Origin of the sequence: Caldisalinibacter kiritimatiensis, assembly GCF_000387765.1 — a bacterium.
Taxonomy (GTDB): domain Bacteria; phylum Bacillota; class Clostridia; order Tissierellales; family Caldisalinibacteraceae; genus Caldisalinibacter; species Caldisalinibacter kiritimatiensis.
Genome location: NZ_ARZA01000130.1, coordinates 32,991 through 52,805, shown reverse-complemented (window position 1 = coordinate 52,805; position 19,815 = coordinate 32,991). Strand labels below are relative to the sequence as shown.

Here is a 19,815-nt window from a genome sequence, read left to right as displayed (position 1 = left end):
TATTGATGGTATATAAAATTAAAGCTTAATTTGTTATTAAACATATAAAAGATTATGAATGGCTTTGGAGACATAGTTATACAGAATTAGGTATATATTGGAGTGTTCACAATAGGTCAAATCAATCTTAAGCATATAACAGATTTAATGAGACAGGGGAAAAATATTTAGGTACTTTTAAGAAAGATAATGAAGGAGAACTTTATTTAGAAATAGTTATTGAAGGTAAATTAAAAGAGGGAGAAAGACCTAAATCTTTATTTGATAGATATTAAGTTAGTGTAGATTTAAAGAGCTTTAAGTAAAGCACTTAGCAAATATAGAAAAAGATTTAAAGAAAAAGTTGATAAGGTTGAAAACTCGTAAAGTTTTTATTGTGTTATTTATAATTTTGTTAATTGAAACATCTGGTTGCTCAAATGAAGATATTATTCGGGCGGATAGAATAGTAGTAGAAAAAAGAATTACTGAAACCAATGTTTATAAACCAATTAATGAAATAGATGATAAAAGTGAGATTCAAAATGTCAAAGATATTCTTGATATAATCAATTGGGAGAATGTAATGGTGCAGATGGTACGTTTTCCTGATTACAAATTTTATTTTGAAAATTTCAACGAAGAATCTCAATCAGATAGATTAACTTATCACCTATGGATAAGTCCAAATAAAGATAAAATAGAACTTGTTATTGAGAGTAAAAGTAAATATATTCAATTGAATAAGGAAAAGTCAATAGAATTGTTTAAAATTATTGTAGGTAAAAAGTTGACGGAAATAAAGTAGATGTGTTTAATAGTACAAATAAGGATGAAGCAAAATGTGGTGGAGTGTTAGAAAGGGCATTTATATAAAACTAGACAGAGTTATAATATTATACTAAAGCAATACATAATAAAATATCTCATAAAACAAAAAAGAAAATAGTGAGAGCTTGAGCGATTCGAAGACACTGGAAATACAGGTACAGGACTATGGTTTACTAATGAACAAAATATTAATAGTATAGTTTATAATAGCAAAAATGTCACATGAACAAAATCACCTCTCTTGCATATAATGTAGGAGGGGTGTATTTTTTGAGTCGAGGTCGTAATAAGAAGAAAAGAACTTTTATTATTATAGTGACACTTTTAGTGTTTTTAACTTATGGATTTATTATAGTTGATAGAAACTTAAAACCTACTGTTCTCGCGATTTCAGAAGTAAAAGCTAGAGTGATAGCAACTCAAGCTATAAACGATGCAGTAAAGGCAAAACTTAAGGATGAGGTAAAATATAAAGACTTAATATTTGTAAAATATGACAGCGAGGGTAAGGTTACTATGATGCAGGCAAATACAGTATTAATGAATAGTATTGCTTCTGATGTAGCTTTAGAGGTTCAAAATAATATAATGCAAATAGCTACAAAGGAAATTAAGGTTCCTTTAGGAAATGCATTAAAAAGTCAATTATTAGCTCAATGGGGTCCTAAGATAAAAATTAAAATTGTTCCCAAAGGTACTGTAACAGTTGACTTTGCAACAGAGTTCGAAGAATCAGGTATAAACCAAACAAGGCATAAAATATATTTAGTAGTTGTAACGGATGTTAAAGTAATTGTTCCATTAGCTTCAGATACAGTAAGAATAGCAACTAATATACCAATAGCAGAGACAGTTATAGTTGGAGATGTACCTGATAATTATATACGTGTACCTGAAGATGAGTTTATGAACATTATAGATTAAAAAATACAAGCTATTGTAACTTGTACAATAGCTTGTATTTTTTAAAATATATTTATTATATATTTACCAAGAACTACTCCTAATAGTGATAAGAATAAATTTGTTATGATATTAAGACTACCTAATATAAAACTATTATTTAAAAGTGTTACAGTTTGATAGCTAAAAGTGGAGAAAGTACTAAGACCTCCTAGTAGTCCTGTTGTAAGTAAGAGCTTTGTTGTTGGTGATAGATTCCATGCATTAGTGCTTCCTTCTAATATGAGACCAATTAGTATGCTAGCAAATACATTGGCAATTAAAGTACCATATGGAAACGAATCACCAAAAGATTTAAGAGCCCAATTACCAATTAAATACCTCATTGAAGCTCCAATAAAACCACCAATACCTACATAAAGAATATTAATCATATGTATCAGACCTTTCTTTTGGAAGTATTAATATGAAGGTAGTCAAGTTATTATGTAAACTGAGGAATTAACTTCCTCAGTTTAAAAATTAATTGACAAGTTTGGAATCTGAAAAGATTATAACATAAAGTAGATTAAAATAAAAAAGGCTAAATGTTGTATTTTACTGAATAAAACCTAGTAAATAAAAGATATAATGATATAATAAAAATATATAAATAAGAATTTAGAGGTGAAGTAATGTTAACAGATATAAAGAATAATAAGAAAGAACGAGTATTATTAGTAGGAGTAGATACGAAAAAAATAAATGATTTTAATATAAAAAGTTCAATAGAAGAGTTAAAAGAATTAGCTTTAGCAGCTGAAACAGAAGTTGTTGAATGTATAATACAGAAAAGAGATAGTATAGACCCTAGATTATATATAGGCAAAGGTAAAGCTACTGAGATAGCAAGGTATTGTGACGAACTTGATGTAGATACTGTTGTATTTAATGATGAGTTATCAGGAGCTCAGCTTAGAAATCTTGAGGAAGTTATAGATAGAAAAATAATAGATAGAACAAATTTAATATTAGACATATTCGCAAAACGTGCTACATCTAAAGAAGGTAAATTGCAAGTTGAATTGGCTCAACTTAAGTATCGATTACCAAGACTTATTGGATTAGGAAATCAATTATCTAGAACAGGTGGAGGAATTGGTACAAGAGGGCCTGGTGAAAAGAAACTTGAGATAGATAGAAGACATATTTTAAAAAGGATATCAGAGATAGAAAAGCAACTACAGGGATTAGAAGAAGTTAGAGAAACGAAAAGAAAGAAGAGACAAGGTTCATCATTACCTATTGTGGCACTTGTAGGATACACTAATGCAGGTAAATCTACACTTTTAAATACTCTTATAAGTAAAGATGAAACTTATACAAAAGAAAAAGAAGTTTTTGCTTATGATATGTTATTTGCAACATTAGATACTACTCTTAGACGAGGGACACTACCTAATGGACAAAACTTTCTTATAACAGATACCGTTGGCTTTGTAAGCAAATTACCAACACATTTGATTGAAGCATTTAAAGGAACATTAGAAGAAGTAAAATATGCTGATTTGATATTACATGTAGTGGATATAACTAATGAAGATTTAGACATTCAAGTAAAAACTACCTTGGAAATACTAAAGGACTTAGAAGTTTTAAATAAGCCTATTATAACTGTATTTAATAAGGTAGATAAAGGACATATCGATGAAATACACTACAAAATTGATGGAACTAAAGTATATATTTCTGCAAAAGAAGGAAAGAATATTGATTTACTATTTAAAATGATAGAAGAAAATATACCTGATAAGTTCTATGATGTAAAATTACTTATACCCTATGATAATAGTAAAATTTCATCTTATTTGTTTGATAATACAAAAGTTGTGAAATTTGAGTATAGAGATAATGGTACACTTATAGAAACTATTTTAAATGAAATTGACTATAAAAAGTATAGTGAGTACATAGTGGACTAGAAAGGGATGGTTATGAAAAAGGAGCAACTGACCTGGGAAAACATAAGAAATTTAGAGGAACATCATATCACATATCTTTTATATAAAGAAGGTAAGAGTATAGAAACAATATCTGCTATAAGAAGAATGGATAAAAATGAAGTAGAAAAGCAAATAATAAAAGCTAAAATTGATTTAAATTCTAATATAGAAAATGATTTGTTAATAAATGTTATTAGTATGAATAAAGAAGAAAGATTGAAATATATAAATGGTATGAATGATAGTGATAAGGAAAAGCTTATAAAACAGATAATGAGAAGATACACAAAATTTAAAAATACAGAGGATAGAATGATACTTATATGGCTCATAGGTGAATTAAAAGATATTAGACTTTTACCTTATTTAAGGATGGAACTTAAAAGTAATAGTGTGAATCGTAGAAGATTGGTATGTTCTGCATTAGGAAAGCTAAAAGCAGTGGAAGGTAAAAAATGGTTAGAAGAAGCACTTGATGATAAAAATCCACAAGTACGTCAGTATGCAGTTAAGGCTCTTAAAGACATAGGAGACGAAAATACTATAGAAAAAATTAAAAGATTACTAAATAATTATAGCGAGAAGGAGTATGTAAAAAGAGCTGCTGAAAATACAATTGAAGAAATAAAAAAGAAATTAGTGCGATAACTTATTAATTGTATTATCTACTATTTTTACTATATCAAAAAAAGCTATTTGAGTTCCTTTAGTCACTATAGGTCTCCCAAAGGACACAAGATTTAATCTTCTAGAACTGAAACCACCTATTTTCATCCATATATTAACTGCAGGCATAGTGTCAACCAGTAATAGCTCATTACAATTTGCTCCTGCAATTTTCCATGCATCTTTTACCGCAGGTATAACTAAATCAGGTGCAAATTGTCTACTTAATGTATAAACTTTGTTTTGATTTTTATCTGTACCTCTAAAAATTATTTTACCGTGATATGATTTGGTTAAAGTGTCAAAATACGGGATATCAAGTATTTGTTTTTTATTAGGTTTTTCATTTTTAGGTAATATTCCTAAATGTATCGCTGCAGCAATAGCAGATGAATGAGTGCCTCCTACACAATGGTAGATTATATGCATTTAATCACCTCAAAAATTGGTTGATAATTTTAATTTTCCCTTTTGATAAATGAAATATTATAATAAATCCATAATAAAAAATGATATTTTTGGAATATTAAGTTTTAGGAAATAAAATACATTAATTCAAGGCAAAGCATTGAAATTTCTGAAAATTTAGTGTATTATAAGAATAAGAAATGGGAAGGGGTGTATAGCAGTGCTGTTTAGAAATTGTGCTGGAGGTATTGTTTTTCACAGTGATAAGGTTTTTTTATTAAAAAATGAAAAGGGAGAATGGGTTCTACCAAAAGGAAGAATTCGTAACGGTTCTCTTGCGATGCAGACTGCCCTTAACAGAGTTAAGGAGGAAACTGGACTTGACACAGAGATTGTGTCAACAGCAGGAGAAACTAGTTACGAATTTTTTTCTATTTCAAGACAAAGACCAGTTTGTAATGAGATAACATGGTACATAATGGAATCTAAAGATGATAAGTATGAAATAAATGAAGAATTTCAAGATGGGGGATTTTTCACTATAGAGGAGGCACTGAACAAAATTACATATAGTCAAGATAAATCATTAGTTAACCTTTCTTATAAGAAGTATTTAGCATTTAGAGAAGAAGAGATTATGGTATAAGGATTACATTGGAGTGGGCAACCACTCCTTTTATCTTTTATTAAAGAACATCTTTGTTCTAGTAGTTAATGATGGTATACTAATACTAGTATATTATAATAAGGAGAGAGTGAAGATGAAGGACAGATATAGAACAATACATGAATATGGTAGTGATGAAGTCATAATTAATAAATCTAGATTTATAGGCTATGCTAAACCTATCTCTAGTGAAGAAGAAGCAATAAAATTCATTGAAGAAATAAGAACAAAGCATAGAGATGCAACTCACAATGTGTATGCTTATGTATATGGTGAAAATAGCAATATACAACGTTATAGTGATGATGGTGAACCGAGTGGTACAGCTGGAATTCCAGTTCTTGAAGTAATAAAGAAAGAAGATTTACGAAATGTAGCAGTGGTGGTTACTAGATACTTTGGTGGAGTAAAATTAGGTGCAGGTGGATTAGTAAGAGCATATATTAAAGGAGCTAAAATAGGATTAGAAGCTGCCAAAATTGCTGAAAAGGTACTTTATAAAAAAATAAAAATAAGAATTGATTATACTTTATATGGAAAAGTTGAGAATGAATTATTAGGTAGGGGCTATATAATTGATGAGGTTACATATGATGATGCTGTAAATTTATTTATATTATGTGAAACTGAAAGAGTTGAACAGCTAAAAAAAGTAGTGACAGAAATAACAAGTGCTACAGCAGAGATTGAAGAAAACGGTCAAGCATATTACTCTGTAATAGATGGAAAGATAATAAAGTAATGAATATGATTTTATTTGACGATTCTGTTATAATATACTATATAGGGGTATATAAATAATAAAGCTTAGAGAGGTGATAAACGATGGATATTATAGAAAAAAATAAGCAAGAAATGATGGAAAAGAAAGTTTGGGCTGTACTTGGAGTTACGCAAAACAAGGAAAAATATGGATATAAGATTTGGAAAAAGCTAAAGGATAATGGATATGAGGTATATGCAATAAACCCTAAATACGAAGAAATCGAGGGAGAAAAATGCTATGACTCATTAAAGGACTTACCGGTAAAGCCTGAAGTCGTAGATTTTGTAGTACCTCCAGCAATAAGCTCAAAATATGTGGATGAAGCTAATGAACTAGGGATTGAATACTTATGGTTCCAGCCTGGAACAGTTGATGGTGAAACTATAGATAAATCCGAAGAATTAGGAATGAAAATAGTATTCCATGATTGTGTATTAGTAGCTTTAGATGAGTAAATATAAGGGATGACTTGCTCGTCCCTTTTTTATTTAATAGATAATATTTGGCTATTTAATATGTTATTTTACAGGTTTTTTATATATTTCATATAACCCCATTAAAAACAAAAAGATTGCAAACAACTTTCTAAGTATATCTGGTTTTGTACTAACTGCTATTGTTGACCCTATAAATGCTCCAACAAGTCCAAAGCATATGATTATTATTGATAACCTTATCTCAATATTTTTATTTGCAAAATGTGTAATTAAAGCAACTATAGCCATAGGAATAAAGGTTATAAGGTTTATACCTTGGGCTTGATGTTGTTTTAAAGATGCAAAAAAGATTAATGCTGGAATAAGAATAGTACCGCCACCTATTCCCATACCACCTATAATACCTGAAAGGATGCCAATTAAAAAAAGTATCATTTCATCACCAACTTAATAGCTGCAATAATCATAAATATACCAAATATTTTACGAAGTATATTATTTGGTATTCTGTTTAATATTTTAGCTCCAACAAATCCACCTATAACTCCACCAAGAATTACAGGTAATGCAATATCTAATCTCAGTATTCCACGTCTAAAATAAATGATAGTACTGACTAGTGTTAATGGTAATATTATAGATATAGCAGTAGCATGGGCTTTATGTTCTTCTAATCCAATAATAAATATGAGAGCAGGTACTATAATAGTTCCACCGCCTGACCCAAACAGACCATTTACAATTCCAGTAGTTAAACCGATAGCAGCAAGCTTAATATTATTTTTAGTTATTTTCATCTCATCACCTTGTTGCATTAAAAGATAGTATATAAATATACTTTTTCCTAAAAAGATGTATATATACTTGACATGATTAGTAAAACCTATTAACATACTAAAAAAACAATAATATGAGGTGAATGTAATGAAAGTAGTAAAAAATATTACAGAGCTTGTTGGAAACACTCCGATGTTAAAATTAAATAAAGTTGTAGAAAGTGAAGTTTCTGATATATATGTAAAATTAGAGTCTTTTAATCCAGGAAGTAGTGTTAAAGATAGAATAGCATTACATATGATAGAAAAAGCAGAAGAGGAAGGTAAACTAAAAAAAGATTCTGTCATTGTAGAGCCTACAAGTGGTAATACTGGAATAGGTATTTCAATGATAGGAGCAGCAAAAGGGTATAAAGTAAAAATAGTAATGCCTGATTTAATGAGTGTTGAAAGAAGAAATTTAATGAAGGCTTATGGAGCTGAAATAGTATTAACACCAGGTGAAAAAGGAATGAAAGGAGCAATTGAAAAAGCAAAGGAACTAGTTGAAAAAAATCCAAATTACTTTATGCTTCAGCAGTTTGATAATCCTAATAATCCTAAAGCACATATAAAAACTACAGCAAAAGAAATTCTAAAACAAATGGATAAAAAACTAGATGTTATCATAGCAGGTGTAGGTACTGGAGGTACGATTACTGGAATAGCTGAAGTTATTAAAAAAGAAATGCCTGAAGTAGAGATAGTAGCAGTAGAACCTTATAAATCACCTGTATTATCAGGTGGAGAGCCTAGAGTACATAAGATTCAAGGGATAGGAGCTGGGTTTATACCTAAAGTATTAAATACTGAACTGATAGATAGTATAGAAAAAGTGAGAAGTGAAGATGCTATGGAAATTATGAGGAAGGTAGCAAGAAAAGAAGGTGTTTTAGTAGGAATATCATCAGGAGCTGCTATATATGCTGCAATAAAGAAGGCAAAGAAATTAGGTAAAGGTAAGAGAATAGTAGTTATAGCTCCTGATAGTGGTGAAAGATACTTGAGTACGGGAATATTTGACTAATTTCATTTGATTTCAACAAATTTCTATGTTATTATTTTGCTATCATGCTGTATGAATATTAACTGGAGGGAAAACGAAATGGAGAACGTGAAGAAAGTATGTAATGAACTTGTCGATTGGCTAAAAGAAAAAGTTGAAGAAGCAGGATGTAATGGTCTTGTATTTGGTTTAAGTGGAGGAATTGATTCAGCAGTAGTAGCTGGATTAGCTAAGAAAGCTTTTCCTAACAATTCATTAGGTATAATTATGCCAGCCCATAGTAATGAACAAGACGAAGAACATGCTAGACTAGTAGTTGAAGCGTTAGATTTAGATGTAAAAAAGGTTGATTTAACTGATGTATTTGATAAGTTTATAGAAGCAGTTAACGATGATGGTTCAAACAGATTAGCTACTTCTAACATTAAGCCAAGATTGAGAATGACTACATTATATTATCATGCACAAAAAAATAGATATTTAGTTTGTGGAACTGGGAACAAAAGTGAATTAACAATTGGATATTTTACAAAGTTTGGAGATAGTGGTGTAGATTTATTACCAATTGCCGATTTTGTTAAATATGAGGTTAGAGAATTAGCAAAGTATCTAAATATACCAGAAATAATTATTAATAAACCACCGTCTGCTGGACTATGGGAAAATCAAACAGATGAAGATGAAATGGGCTTTAGTTATAAGGAATTAGATAATTACATAAAAAGTGGTGAAGCAGAGTCAGAAGTAAAGGAAAAAATCGAAAGAATGAATAAAGCTAGTGAGCACAAAAGAAGAATGCCACTTATGTTTAAAAGAGGAGAGTAGGGGTTAGACCCTACTTTTACTTTTGGAATATAGCTTTTATTTTTAAGATTAATATGATAAAATTAAGTTTGGTACTTTTATGTGATTAAGTTACTATAAAGCTGTAATCTACTTAGATAAAAAGATTTAAGCAATTTATTAATTTATAAATAAAAGGAGGATTTAAGAATGGCAGGACATTCAAAATGGGCTAACATTAAGCATAGAAAAGGTAGACAAGATGCTAAAAGGGCTAAAATCTTCACTAAGCTTGCGAGAGCGATAACTGTTGCTGCAAAAGAAGGTGGAGCTGATCCTGAATACAACCCTGCCTTAAAAACTGCTATTGAAAAAGCAAAAGCTGCCAATATGCCAAATGATAACATAGATAGAGCTGTAAAAAGAGGAGCAGGAGAAACTGATGGAGCAAATTATGAAGAAATAATGTATGAAGGATATGGACCATCTGGAGTTGCAGTTATGGTACAATGTTTAACAGATAATAAGAATCGTACTGCAGCAGACGTAAGACACTACTTCTCGAAACATGGTGGAAATCTTGGAGCGAGTGGTTGTGTATCATTTATGTTTGATAGAAAAGGTGTGTTAATTATAGATAAGATAGATGATATAGATGAAGAAGAATTAATGATGCAAGCTATAGAAGCTGGAGCAGAGGATTTTAGTACTGAAGAAGAATATTTTGAAATAACTACAGCTCCTGAAGATTTTCCAGAAGTTAGGGATAACTTAAAAGAAGCAGGTTATAAATTTTCTACAGCAGAGGTTTCATTTATTCCTCAAACAACAACAAAACTAACTAGTGAAGATGATATAAAGAACATGTCTAAACTAATAGATGCCCTTGAAGATAATGACGATGTTCAAGAGGTATATCACAACTGGGATATGCCAGAGGGCATGGAGTAAGCAAAAATCCCCTGTATGTTAAATCATATAGGGGATTTAAATTTTAACAATATTATCTAGTATGTAATGTATGATTATACATAAAATAATAATAACTTTATAAAAAGAGGTGTGAAAATTGACTAGAAGAAGACCACTTAATCCCAATGCTAAAATAGCACTTGATGAAATGAAATATGAGATTGCAAATGAATTAGGAATCACAAATACTCCTGACTATAACGGGAATATGACATCAAGGCAAAATGGCTTATTTGGAGGATATGTAGGTGGTAACATGACACGTAAGCTAGTAGAAATGGGTGAAAAAGAGTTAATAGACAGAAATAAAAGGTATTGATATATAAAAAGAAGGTCATTTTGACCTTCTTTTTATATATCAATCAACTCATAACAGATGTTATCATAAATGACAACAAAATAAAAAACAATAGTTAATGATTTAGTATTTACTTATAATAAATATTTGCTAAAATATTAAATAAGAAAATAAAGAAAAGGAGAGAAGTTAAATGACAAATAAGCTTAAGAAGATAGTAGCTATTACAATTGCTGCATTAATGATTATGAGTGCTTTTGCAACGTTTTTTGTATATATTTAAAAAATGATATCATAATTTTTATAGGTATATTATCTTAAATCCAATAAATATGGTTTCAATAATTTCTTTAGCCCTAGCATAATTAAAACTGCAGAAAAAACGAAGAATAAAGTCATATATGTCCAGTCACTAAGCACAAGGCCAAGGGCTAAACCAGCTGCTGGTGGATGCTCTGCGTCTGTAACTACCATTATAAATATAGATAAGCCAACAGATAAAGCACCAAATATTGTAAAGATAATGTGTTCATAATTAGGGAAAAAATTCGTTAATAGTAAATTTGCAATCAAATGCATCATAGCTCCTATAACAATTCCAGTTAAATAACCGCCAGTTAGACTGCGAGGTCTAGCTGGGTAGCTACTAGGCATAGTAAAGACTATAAATGTTGTAGCTCCAAGACTTGCAATAATTGTTGTATAAGTAAATAAATTAATAAATATTAAAGTAACTAAAATTGAAGCTGTAGCTAGTGCACATTGTAATACATATCTACCTATACTTTCTTTGGCTTTTTTGTCGAATAATTCCATTATAATTACCCTCCATTGCTTAATATAATTAACGAAAAGTGAACTAAGTTAAGGAGTTCCACATAAAATTCATTATATAATAAAACTAAAATAACTTCAAAACTACAAAATTTAAGGATAGGGAAGAATCCCTATCCTTAAATTAATTATAAAGTGTTCATTATTCCATTTTGAATACAAAAGTTTAACGATAAGTGTTTTATGCCAGAGCTTTCAAAACTAATTGTAGCTATATTATCTTGAATTGCTTTAATTCTTCCTTTACCAAACTTTTTATGTATAACAGTTGAACCTATACCTATTTTTTTATCAGAAGTTTTATTTGGACCTTTAATTATTGCTTCTAGCTCATCTAAAAATCTCGACTGTTGAACAAATTCATTATTTTTTAATTTTATTGTCAATAGCTTTAAGTTTTCCTTTGCTCTTGTCATTCCAACATAGAATAGTCTTCTTTCTTCTTCAATATACTTTACATTTCCTCGTTCATATAAGTCGATGCTACTAGAAATAGGTATATCACCATCTATTAAATCAACTATATATACATTTTTAAATTCTAGACCTTTAGATGAATGTAGGGTAGATAAAAACACACTATCATTTCTATGAGCATAAGCTCTATTATCTAATAAATTGTATAAAGCTTTTAACCTTGATAAAAACTCTGTTATTGTATTTGTTTCTAGAGCAAGCATCTTCAAAGTTGATAAAACATTTTTAGCAGTAGTTAGTGAATGACCAAGTTTAATACAATGGTCGTCTAAATACTTACTGTATTCTAAATCATCTTCTATTAGCTGGATTATTCTATGAGGATTTTTCTTTGTTAAACGCTTAAAATCTGATGCAAGTTCCACAATATTATTTCTTTGAAATGGTTTAAACTCAGGATATTCTAACAATATATCAAAGACAGATTTATCACAATCCTTTTGTTTAATGTAATTTATAGCTGCCTTTGATATATATCCTTTCATCTTATAATAGATTTTCTCAAATGAAGCTATATCACAGTTATTTAAAATTAATTTGAAAAAGCAAATCATGTCTTGTATAACCCAGTGTTTAAAGAAGTTAAGTTTAGTATCTCTTAAATAGAATGGTATATTATGTCTTGATAATTTATCTACCAATGATATAGAAGTTATGTTGTTTCTGTAAAGAATTGCTGTTTCAGATAAATCAGCTGAGCCCTTCAATTCTTTGACTAAATAATCTAACTGGTCATATTCATCTTTAAGTTTAACAATAGATATAGGTCTTAAACTTGGATTATTAGTATATAAATTTTTATTGTAACGTATAGTGTTGGTTTTAATGAAGTTATTACTAACAGTAACTATGTTTTTAGTTGAGCGGAAATTTTCTTCCATGAAAAAAGTTTTAGAATTAGGATATATTTCGTTAAAATTTATTAATGCTTCAGGATATGCTCCTCTAAACCCATAAATGCTTTGGTCATCATCTGCCACTACAAATATGTTATTAAGAGGTGATGCTAATAAAGAAATAATAGAGTTTTGTATTTTAGATGTATCTTGTCCCTCATCTATTTGAATGTATTTATATTTATTTTTATATCTGTTAAGAATAGAAGGATTATTTCTCAATATATTATAAGAAAGAGTAAGCATATCATCGAAGTCTATGAGATTATTTTGATTTTTATAATTTTCATATTCAATAAATATTTTCTTGAAGTTTTCGATTCCAATGTTATAAGATTTCTTAAATTCATCATCGTTTATATCTATCATCATATTTTTTATGTAACCTATAGCATTTAATAAATCCTCAAGCTTGTCATCATTAATACGTTTATTGTTTATTTCCATATAAATATGCTTAAGAAGTTGATTCTTATTTACCTTTGAATTTTTTCCTTCAATAAGAGTATATCTTACTCTTTTACTTTGAGCATATTCACGTATAACTTTATAGGCAAAACTATGAATAGTAGAAAAATGAATGTTTTGTGAAATTAAGTCTCCAAAAAGTGTTTTGAATCTATTTTTCATATCAATAGCTGAAGCTCTACTAAAAGTAAGTGATAATATGTTGTTTGGATTTACATTATGATTAAGAATCAAATTTGCTGTTCTACATATTAATACTGTAGTCTTACCAGCACCAGGAACAGCTAAAACTAGAGCTGGACCATCTTTGTGTAATACAGCTTGTCTTTGTTGTTCGTTAAGTTTTATATTTAGTTTTTTATCCAATTTTTCAAAAAAGTTTTTATACATTTCCATCCTCCTAAGCATAAAAGCTTACAATCTATTTTAACATATATAATAAAAATACTTAATTTTAATTTTGTAGAGAATGAAGAGAATAATTCGGTTTTAAGCTGCATTGTAGAGAAATGAACCTTTATTTCTCTACTTTATATGGGCACCCAGTATGAATGCACAATAAGAAACTCTAGGTTAATTAACCTAGAGTTTCCATTTAGCGATTTTATGCATTTTCTTCTAGTTTAACAAGTAACCATTTGCCATTAATGTACTTATACGTTAAGTTATGAAATAATATTGATGTGAATGGTTTTTCTTCTATACTTGTAACAACTGTGCTAAAAGAGAAAATACTAGATGCGAACATTTACAAGAGATTAGAGATGTCTATGGATATCTATAGATATCGCAATTTTACCGATAAAGACTTTTTAAGTCTTCAAGGAGAAATATTCCCCCATGCATTAGAAAATGATAATGCTATTAATCTGATGAAAATTGCTATAAGTAAATTGAGAAAGAAAAATATAATACTACCTGGTATAACAGTTCTAGAAAAAGCAGTAAACCAAGCTCGTATCAAAGCTGAAGAGCATATCTTTGAAATAATTAACAATAGCCTTTCAAAACAACAAAAGTTACTAATGAATATTCTTATAAATGGAGAAGATGAAGAAGCTGTAACAAAACTAGGATGGCTCCGTTCTGATAATGGATTTCCTTCTCCTAGAACTTTTATAGAAACAATTGATAAGCTCAATGAAATAAGAAAACTGAGATTAGATTTAAATATTAAAAGACTTCATAGAAATAGAATCCGTCAGCTTTATAGACTAGGGTCTAAGTATGAACCACATTCATTCTTACAAAAAGCAGTAGGACATCTAAAAGAAATGACTGGTGTAAATGAGGACTTATTAAAACATATATCGCCCTTAGCCTGGAGCTTATTAATTTGCTTGGAGAATATCACTTAAATAGTAGAAATATTCCTGATTCAACAAATTTAAGACCGTTGAATTTGTAACGTCCTTAATGCAAAGCTTTGATGATTACAACAAACATAATAGAAAATTGAGCAGAGAATTATACTATATATCTCTGTTCAATTTTCATTTCTTAACGTGAACAAAATAGCGTTTACGTTTCCAAATATTGTCTTAGTGTGAGTTTTGTCGGAGATGTTGGTGGTACCCCATAATTAAAATAAAAGTTTGATTATTTTATTAAATTGAGCTAAAATAGAATAAACAAAGGTTTAAAAATTAAACAAAAGTTGGTGGTGCGTTTGACGAATCGTGAGAAGGAAATATTTGAGTTAATTAGAAAAAATCCAATGATATCACAACAGGAAATAGCTGATACTTTAGGAATAGCACGCTCATCAGTAGCTGTACATATAGGTAATTTGATAAAGAAAGGTTATATTAAAGGTAAAGGCTATATTTTAAAAGAAGAAAGGTATGTAACAGTAATAGGGGGTACTAACATAGACATTCAAGGATTTACCAGAAATAAACTGGTAATGAAGGATTCAAATCCAGGGAAAGTAAGGCTATCACTTGGAGGTGTTGGAAGGAATATAGCAGAAAATTTGGTGAAATTAGGTGTACCTGTGAAACTACTATCTGTTGTTGGTGATGATGTATATGGGAAGAAGATTATAGAAGAGTGTAGACTGGCAGGAATAGATATGGATAATATGTTAATCTTAAATGATAAACAAACCTCAACCTATTTATCAATTTTAGATGAAACAGGCGACATGAGGGTAGCGATATCTGATATGGATATATTTCAAAAGCTAAATTCAAATTATATTACAGAGAAGTCACATCTTATAAAGAATTCAGAAGTAGTGATAATTGATACTAATATCCCAAAGGATACCATAGAATATTTAATAACAAATTTTGGCGATAAGGTATTTTTCTTGGATACTGTATCTACAACAAAGGCAAAGAAGGTTAAAGATATGATTGGTAAATTCCACACTATAAAACCAAATAGATTAGAAGCTGAAATATTATCAGATATCAAAATAGAAAACATAAATGATGCTAAAAAAGCTTCAGTATATTTCTTAGAGCGTGGAGTAAAGAGAGTGTTTATTACATTAGGTAAAGAAGGAGTCTACTATGCTGATGAAGGATGTTTAGGAATTATAAGACCACCTAAAATAAATGTTATAAATGCAACTGGAGCTGGTGATGCATTTATGGCAGCCTTAGTGTACTCTTATATTCATAAATTCGATGTACAGAAAAGTGCTAAATATGGAATATTTGCATCGCTTTTAGCATTATCCCATGAAAATACAATAAATCCTAATATGTCAGTAGAAAAAATAAATGAATTAAAAGGAGTTGATAAAACATGCTAAAAAAATATTTAGATATAAAACCAGAGGTGAAAAAAGCATTAGATGAAGGAAGACCGGTAGTAGCCTTAGAATCAACTATTATTTCTCATGGTATGCCTTATCCTCAAAATGTAGAAACTGCAAAAAAGGTAGAGGAAATTGTAAGAAGAAATGGTGCTGTACCTGCAACTATAGGAATAATAGATGGAAAACTTAAGATTGGCTTAAATGCAGAAGAACTTGAATTTATGGCAACTTCAGATAATATAGCAAAAGCAAGTAGAAGGGATTTACCATTTATTATAGCCAAAAAAATAAATGGAGCTACTACAGTAGCAGCTACAATGATTATTTCAGCTATAGCAGGAATAAAAGTTTTTGTAACTGGAGGAATAGGTGGTGTACATAGAAATGCACAAGAAACCTTTGATATATCAGCGGATTTGATGGAGCTTGCTAATACTAATGTTGCAGTTGTATGTGCTGGAGCAAAGTCAATTCTAGATATAGGACTTACTTTAGAGTATCTAGAGACCCATGGGGTACCTGTGATTGGCTATAAAACAGATGAGTTTCCAGCCTTTTATACTAGAAAAAGTGGATTTAAAGTCGACTACAAAGTTGATTCTGTTAAAGAATTAGCCACAGCAATTAAAACAAAATGGGATTTGGACTTAAAAGGTGGATTAGTTATAGGCAATCCAATTCCAGAGGAATATCAAATGGATTATGATATTATAAATAATGCAATAGAAGATGCACTTAAGGAATCTATGAAGTTAGGTATAAAAGGAAAGGAAACTACTCCATTTCTTTTAGATAAAATTAAATCTATAACTTCAGGTAAAAGTCTAGAGTCAAATATAGGGCTTGTATATAATAATGCTAAAGTTGGAGCAAAATTAGCTGCAGAATTATCAAAATATTAAGGGTAAAACATATTTCTTTTAACAATTAATTTACAATAAAAACAGAGGAATATGCAGAAAAATGTAGAATAATCTTAATGACACAACAAAATACAGATAGGGGTGGGAACTTGAAAAAAGAACTTGATTTTATGAAAAAAGCAAACTTTTCAGTTGTAATAGCTAGTTGGTTAATAACATTTATCGTTTTTGTTGGAGTTCTTAGTGAGTATTTAAAAGGTGGGAGGAGTTTATTAGAAGTTTCTACATTATCAGGTATTTTAATTTTGGCAACATTAATATCTAATATTTTTTATAAAAAGAATAATAAAAGTAAGTGGATTAAGTACATAACAGTAACAGGTTTCTTTATAGTATATGCATGGTTATATTTAACTAGTAAGTTTATTTTGACTTTCGTGTTTATATTTCCAATGATCACAGTTTATAGCTTATATGCAGATAAGAAGTTTGTTTATGGAGTAAGTATTAGTGCTTTTTTATTAAATATATTTAAAATTGGTTATAGCGTTTTTAATGGACAGGTTAGTCATGAGGCTACATCAAATTACACACTGCAAATGGGAACTATAATTATGTTTATATTTGTTATAAATTTAGTAGTTTCTATTACGAATAAACTTAGAGTAGAAACAAGTAAAAATTTCAATGAAATAGTAGAAGTACGTGACATTCAAAAGCAGGCTATTGATGATATTACTGAAGTAGTAAAGGTTTTACAAAATTATACGTCTGAGATAGGAGACATAGTAGATAAAATAGATACATCTTCTAAGGGTGTTGGACAAGCAGTAGAAGAAATTGCTCAAGGTTCAACTACTACATCAGAAGATATACAAAATCAAGCTCTTTTTGCAAATCAAATACAGGATAAAATCACAGAAACGTTAAATGTATCAAAGGAAATAGACAAATCAGCAGTAGAAACTGCAGATGTTGTTAATAAAGGACTAGAAGTAGCAAACCAATTATCAGATAAGAACAAATCGGTAAATGAAGAATATAGTAATGTACAAAACATAATAACACAATTAAGACAAAAGACTGCTTCTATTGAAAACATAATAGAAGTTATTACTAATATAACTGAAGAAACGAATTTATTAGCACTTAATGCAGCAATAGAGTCAGCTCGTGTAGGGGAGCTAGGCAGAGGCTTTGCAGTTGTTGCTAACGAAATTAAAAATTTAGCAGACCAGACTAAAGAATCAGCTAACAATATTTCAGATATTATTAAAGAGTTAATAGATGAAAGTGATAAAAGTGTTCAAGCAGTTAATAACCTAAAAATTTTAAATGACGAACAAACTAATTTAATATTTAAAACTGAACAAACTCTTGAGAAGATAAATAGAAAGACTGTTTATGTAAGGGATGGGATTTCGACTGTAAATGATAGAATTAGTGATATTTTAGAGGCAAATGAAAAAATTAACGAAGCTATTTCAAATTTATCAGCTGTATCTGAAGAGACCATGGCTAATGCTCAACAGGCAACAGCTATGACCAATGAACATGTTAGTCATTCTAGTAGGGCTAAAGAAATAGTAGTAGAATTAATTAATACTTCTAACAAATTAAAAAAATATTTATAAAAGCAATATGAAAGGCCACGATGGATATTATAGCCTTAGTAATTTTGATAATAATTAATTAACAATAGTTGACAAATACAATTTTGTGTAATACAATGTACCTACAACAGAATATACGCTGGGGAGCTGGATGAATCCGGCTGAGAGGGGACTGTTATTGTACCGACCCACATAACCTGAACTAGGTAATACTAGCGAAGGGAGCAGTTTGACTTAAGTGTTGCTATGCATTTGTATAGTGGTATATGCTTTAAATCAATTTGCAATCAACCTTTATCCTAGTTTGGGATAAAGGTTTTTTTATGAAAGGAGGTTTGCTAAGATGCCTACAGTCAATATAAGCTTACAGGTATTGCCTAGAGTAAAAGACGAAAGATTATATGAAGTTGTAGATAAGGTTATAGAGTATATTGATTCATGTGGGGTAAAATATGAGGTAGGACCTATGGAAACAACTATGGAAGGAGAATTTGAAGAACTTATAGATATAGTTAAAGAAGCACAGAAAATATGCATAAAAGAAGGTGCATCAAGGGTATTGTCAGTGGTTAAAATAGATTATAAACCAGAAGGTGTGACTATGGATGAAAAGGTTGGAAAATATAGAAAATAAGTTAGTACCTATAATTTTTTTCTCACTGATTTTGTTAGTATGGCAATTTACAGTAGACAATGGAATAGTAGACAGATTCACTTTGCCTTCTCCTACAGATATACTGATAACGTTTGTAGAAATACTACCTAATATTATGAATCATATTATGATAACATTGCAGGAAGCTTTTTTAGGTTTTACGATAGCTGTGGGATTAGCCATAGTATTATCAATATTAATGGACAATGTACCTTTAATAAAAAAAGCTATATATCCTATAGTAATTGTATCTCAAACTGTTCCCTTAATAGCTTTAGCACCTTTGTTTGCAATGTGGTTCGGATTTGGTAAACTCCCCAAGGTTATAGTTGTTATATTAGTGTGCTTTTTTCCTGTGTTAGTAAGTTTGCTTCATGGATTGGAATCTGTAGATAAGGATTTACTTAATTTATTAAAATCAATGGGTGCAAGTAAACTTCATATTTTTAGACTTGTAAAATTTCCTGCATCTTTAGTAAGCTTTTTTTCAGGACTTAGAATAGCAGCAACTTACAGTATAATGGGTGCCATAATAGGAGAATGGATGGGAGGAAAAGCAGGTCTTGGTATTTATATGATGCGTATAAAACATTCATATGCCTACGATAAATTTTTTGCTGTCATTTTAATTATAGTTGTTTTAAGCATGATTTTCTTTAAGTTTATATGTATCATTCAAAATTTACTTATGCCTTGGTCAAAGGAATTAAAAGAAAATGAATAGGA

General features: G+C 29.6%; 23 protein-coding genes and 1 riboswitch. Of the genes, 17 read left to right on the top strand and 6 right to left on the bottom strand.

Annotated features, from left to right (window positions below):
• Positions 1 to 343 precede the first annotated feature (343 nt).
• Together L21TH_RS06515 and yunB are read left to right on the top strand one after the other, a co-directional pair.
• Positions 344 to 787, top strand: coding sequence for a hypothetical protein (locus L21TH_RS06515; RefSeq protein WP_162138485.1), 444 nt, complete (start codon positions 344 to 346; stop codon positions 785 to 787).
• A gap of 293 nt (positions 788 to 1,080) precedes the next feature.
• On the top strand, positions 1,081 to 1,734 hold the full coding sequence (yunB, locus tag L21TH_RS06510) for a sporulation protein YunB (RefSeq protein ID WP_006312107.1): 654 nt from the start codon (positions 1,081 to 1,083) through the stop codon (positions 1,732 to 1,734).
• Positions 1,735 to 1,775: 41 nt separating this feature from the next.
• On the opposite strand, the gene L21TH_RS15210 is transcribed toward yunB, so the two are convergent.
• Positions 1,776 to 2,099, bottom strand: a complete 324-nt coding sequence (locus tag L21TH_RS15210) for a CrcB family protein (protein ID WP_423219133.1) — start codon at positions 2,097 to 2,099, stop codon at positions 1,776 to 1,778.
• 288 nt (positions 2,100 to 2,387) lie between these two features.
• Here L21TH_RS15210 and hflX point away from each other — a divergent pair, with 288 nt between their 5' ends.
• Entirely contained in the window at positions 2,388 to 3,674 is a 1,287-nt protein-coding gene (gene hflX, locus L21TH_RS06500; RefSeq protein WP_006312101.1) for a GTPase HflX, read from the top strand.
• A 12-nt stretch (positions 3,675 to 3,686) separates the two neighbouring features.
• Positions 3,687 to 4,343, top strand: coding sequence for a HEAT repeat domain-containing protein (locus L21TH_RS06495; RefSeq protein WP_034429499.1), 657 nt, complete (start codon positions 3,687 to 3,689; stop codon positions 4,341 to 4,343).
• Here L21TH_RS06495 and L21TH_RS06490 read toward each other — a convergent pair.
• A complete protein-coding gene (locus tag L21TH_RS06490) occupies positions 4,332 to 4,790 on the bottom strand; it encodes a DUF3189 family protein (RefSeq protein WP_006312095.1) in 459 nt (152 codons plus the stop codon). The two genes, L21TH_RS06495 and L21TH_RS06490, sit on opposite strands and share 12 nt — an antisense overlap.
• A 199-nt stretch (positions 4,791 to 4,989) precedes the next feature.
• On the opposite strand from L21TH_RS06490, the gene L21TH_RS06485 reads away from it, so the two are divergent.
• From L21TH_RS06485 to L21TH_RS06475, 3 genes are all read left to right on the top strand, one after another.
• Positions 4,990 to 5,415 (top strand): NUDIX hydrolase, encoded by a 426-nt coding sequence (locus L21TH_RS06485; protein ID WP_006312093.1) that lies wholly within the window; start codon positions 4,990 to 4,992, stop codon positions 5,413 to 5,415.
• Between the two features lie 115 nt (positions 5,416 to 5,530).
• Positions 5,531 to 6,178, top strand: coding sequence for a YigZ family protein (locus L21TH_RS06480; RefSeq protein WP_006312091.1), 648 nt, complete (start codon positions 5,531 to 5,533; stop codon positions 6,176 to 6,178).
• A gap of 83 nt (positions 6,179 to 6,261) precedes the next feature.
• Positions 6,262 to 6,657, top strand: coding sequence for a CoA-binding protein (locus L21TH_RS06475; RefSeq protein WP_006312090.1), 396 nt, complete (start codon positions 6,262 to 6,264; stop codon positions 6,655 to 6,657).
• Between the two features lie 63 nt (positions 6,658 to 6,720).
• Here L21TH_RS06475 and L21TH_RS06470 read toward each other — a convergent pair whose 3' ends face one another.
• Positions 6,721 to 7,074 carry a sulfite exporter TauE/SafE family protein gene (locus L21TH_RS06470; RefSeq protein ID WP_006312089.1) on the bottom strand — a complete coding sequence of 118 codons (354 nt, stop codon included), beginning with the start codon at positions 7,072 to 7,074 and terminating at the stop codon, positions 6,721 to 6,723.
• Positions 7,071 to 7,532 (bottom strand): sulfite exporter TauE/SafE family protein, encoded by a 462-nt coding sequence (locus tag L21TH_RS06465; protein WP_081627924.1) that lies wholly within the window; start codon positions 7,530 to 7,532, stop codon positions 7,071 to 7,073. Before L21TH_RS06465 ends, L21TH_RS06470 begins: the two co-directional genes overlap by 4 nt.
• 31 nt (positions 7,533 to 7,563) lie before the next feature.
• On the opposite strand from L21TH_RS06465, the gene cysK reads away from it, so the two are divergent.
• The 4 genes from cysK to L21TH_RS06445 all read left to right on the top strand — a co-directional run bounded on the left by cysK (position 7,564) and on the right by L21TH_RS06445 (position 10,534).
• The gene (gene cysK, locus L21TH_RS06460; protein ID WP_006312087.1) at positions 7,564 to 8,481 is read left to right on the top strand and encodes a cysteine synthase A; all 918 of its coding nucleotides are present in this window, start codon (positions 7,564 to 7,566) and stop codon (positions 8,479 to 8,481) included.
• Positions 8,482 to 8,559: 78 nt separating this feature from the next.
• Positions 8,560 to 9,285: an NAD(+) synthase gene (gene nadE / locus L21TH_RS06455; RefSeq protein WP_006312086.1), complete on the top strand. Its 726-nt coding sequence runs from the start codon at positions 8,560 to 8,562 to the stop codon at positions 9,283 to 9,285.
• Between the two features lie 168 nt (positions 9,286 to 9,453).
• Positions 9,454 to 10,194, top strand: a complete 741-nt coding sequence (locus tag L21TH_RS06450) for a YebC/PmpR family DNA-binding transcriptional regulator (protein WP_006312082.1) — start codon at positions 9,454 to 9,456, stop codon at positions 10,192 to 10,194.
• A 118-nt stretch (positions 10,195 to 10,312) separates the two neighbouring features.
• Complete coding sequence (locus tag L21TH_RS06445) at positions 10,313 to 10,534, top strand: alpha/beta-type small acid-soluble spore protein (RefSeq protein WP_006312080.1); 222 nt, start codon at positions 10,313 to 10,315, stop codon at positions 10,532 to 10,534.
• A gap of 291 nt (positions 10,535 to 10,825) precedes the next feature.
• On the opposite strand, the gene L21TH_RS06440 is transcribed toward L21TH_RS06445, so the two are convergent.
• Both L21TH_RS06440 and L21TH_RS06435 read right to left on the bottom strand, forming a co-directional pair.
• Positions 10,826 to 11,329 (bottom strand): HPP family protein, encoded by a 504-nt coding sequence (locus L21TH_RS06440; RefSeq protein ID WP_006312078.1) that lies wholly within the window; start codon positions 11,327 to 11,329, stop codon positions 10,826 to 10,828.
• 146 nt (positions 11,330 to 11,475) lie between these two features.
• Complete coding sequence (locus L21TH_RS06435) at positions 11,476 to 13,578, bottom strand: ATP-dependent helicase (RefSeq protein ID WP_006312076.1); 2,103 nt, start codon at positions 13,576 to 13,578, stop codon at positions 11,476 to 11,478.
• Positions 13,579 to 13,904: 326 nt separating this feature from the next.
• Between L21TH_RS06435 and L21TH_RS06430 the strand changes: the two genes are divergently transcribed.
• The 6 genes from L21TH_RS06430 (at position 13,905) to L21TH_RS06405 (ending at position 19,813) form a co-directional block, all read left to right on the top strand.
• Complete coding sequence (locus tag L21TH_RS06430; protein WP_162138484.1) at positions 13,905 to 14,546, top strand: DUF4158 domain-containing protein; 642 nt, start codon at positions 13,905 to 13,907, stop codon at positions 14,544 to 14,546.
• A gap of 311 nt (positions 14,547 to 14,857) precedes the next feature.
• Positions 14,858 to 15,952: a PfkB family carbohydrate kinase gene (locus L21TH_RS06425; RefSeq protein ID WP_006312072.1), complete on the top strand. Its 1,095-nt coding sequence runs from the start codon at positions 14,858 to 14,860 to the stop codon at positions 15,950 to 15,952.
• Positions 15,946 to 16,860, top strand: a complete 915-nt coding sequence (locus tag L21TH_RS06420) for a pseudouridine-5'-phosphate glycosidase (protein ID WP_006312070.1) — start codon at positions 15,946 to 15,948, stop codon at positions 16,858 to 16,860. Before L21TH_RS06425 ends, L21TH_RS06420 begins: the two co-directional genes overlap by 7 nt.
• Positions 16,861 to 16,970: 110 nt before the next feature.
• A complete protein-coding gene (locus L21TH_RS06415; protein WP_006312068.1) occupies positions 16,971 to 18,455 on the top strand; it encodes a methyl-accepting chemotaxis protein in 1,485 nt (494 codons plus the stop codon).
• Positions 18,456 to 18,564: 109 nt separating this feature from the next.
• A riboswitch (TPP riboswitch) is annotated at positions 18,565 to 18,675 on the top strand.
• A 102-nt stretch (positions 18,676 to 18,777) separates the two neighbouring features.
• On the top strand, positions 18,778 to 19,068 hold the full coding sequence (locus L21TH_RS06410; RefSeq protein WP_006312066.1) for a thiamine-binding protein: 291 nt from the start codon (positions 18,778 to 18,780) through the stop codon (positions 19,066 to 19,068).
• Positions 19,040 to 19,813, top strand: coding sequence for an ABC transporter permease (locus L21TH_RS06405; RefSeq protein WP_034429498.1), 774 nt, complete (start codon positions 19,040 to 19,042; stop codon positions 19,811 to 19,813). Before L21TH_RS06410 ends, L21TH_RS06405 begins: the two co-directional genes overlap by 29 nt.
• Positions 19,814 to 19,815: the final 2 nt, after the last annotated feature.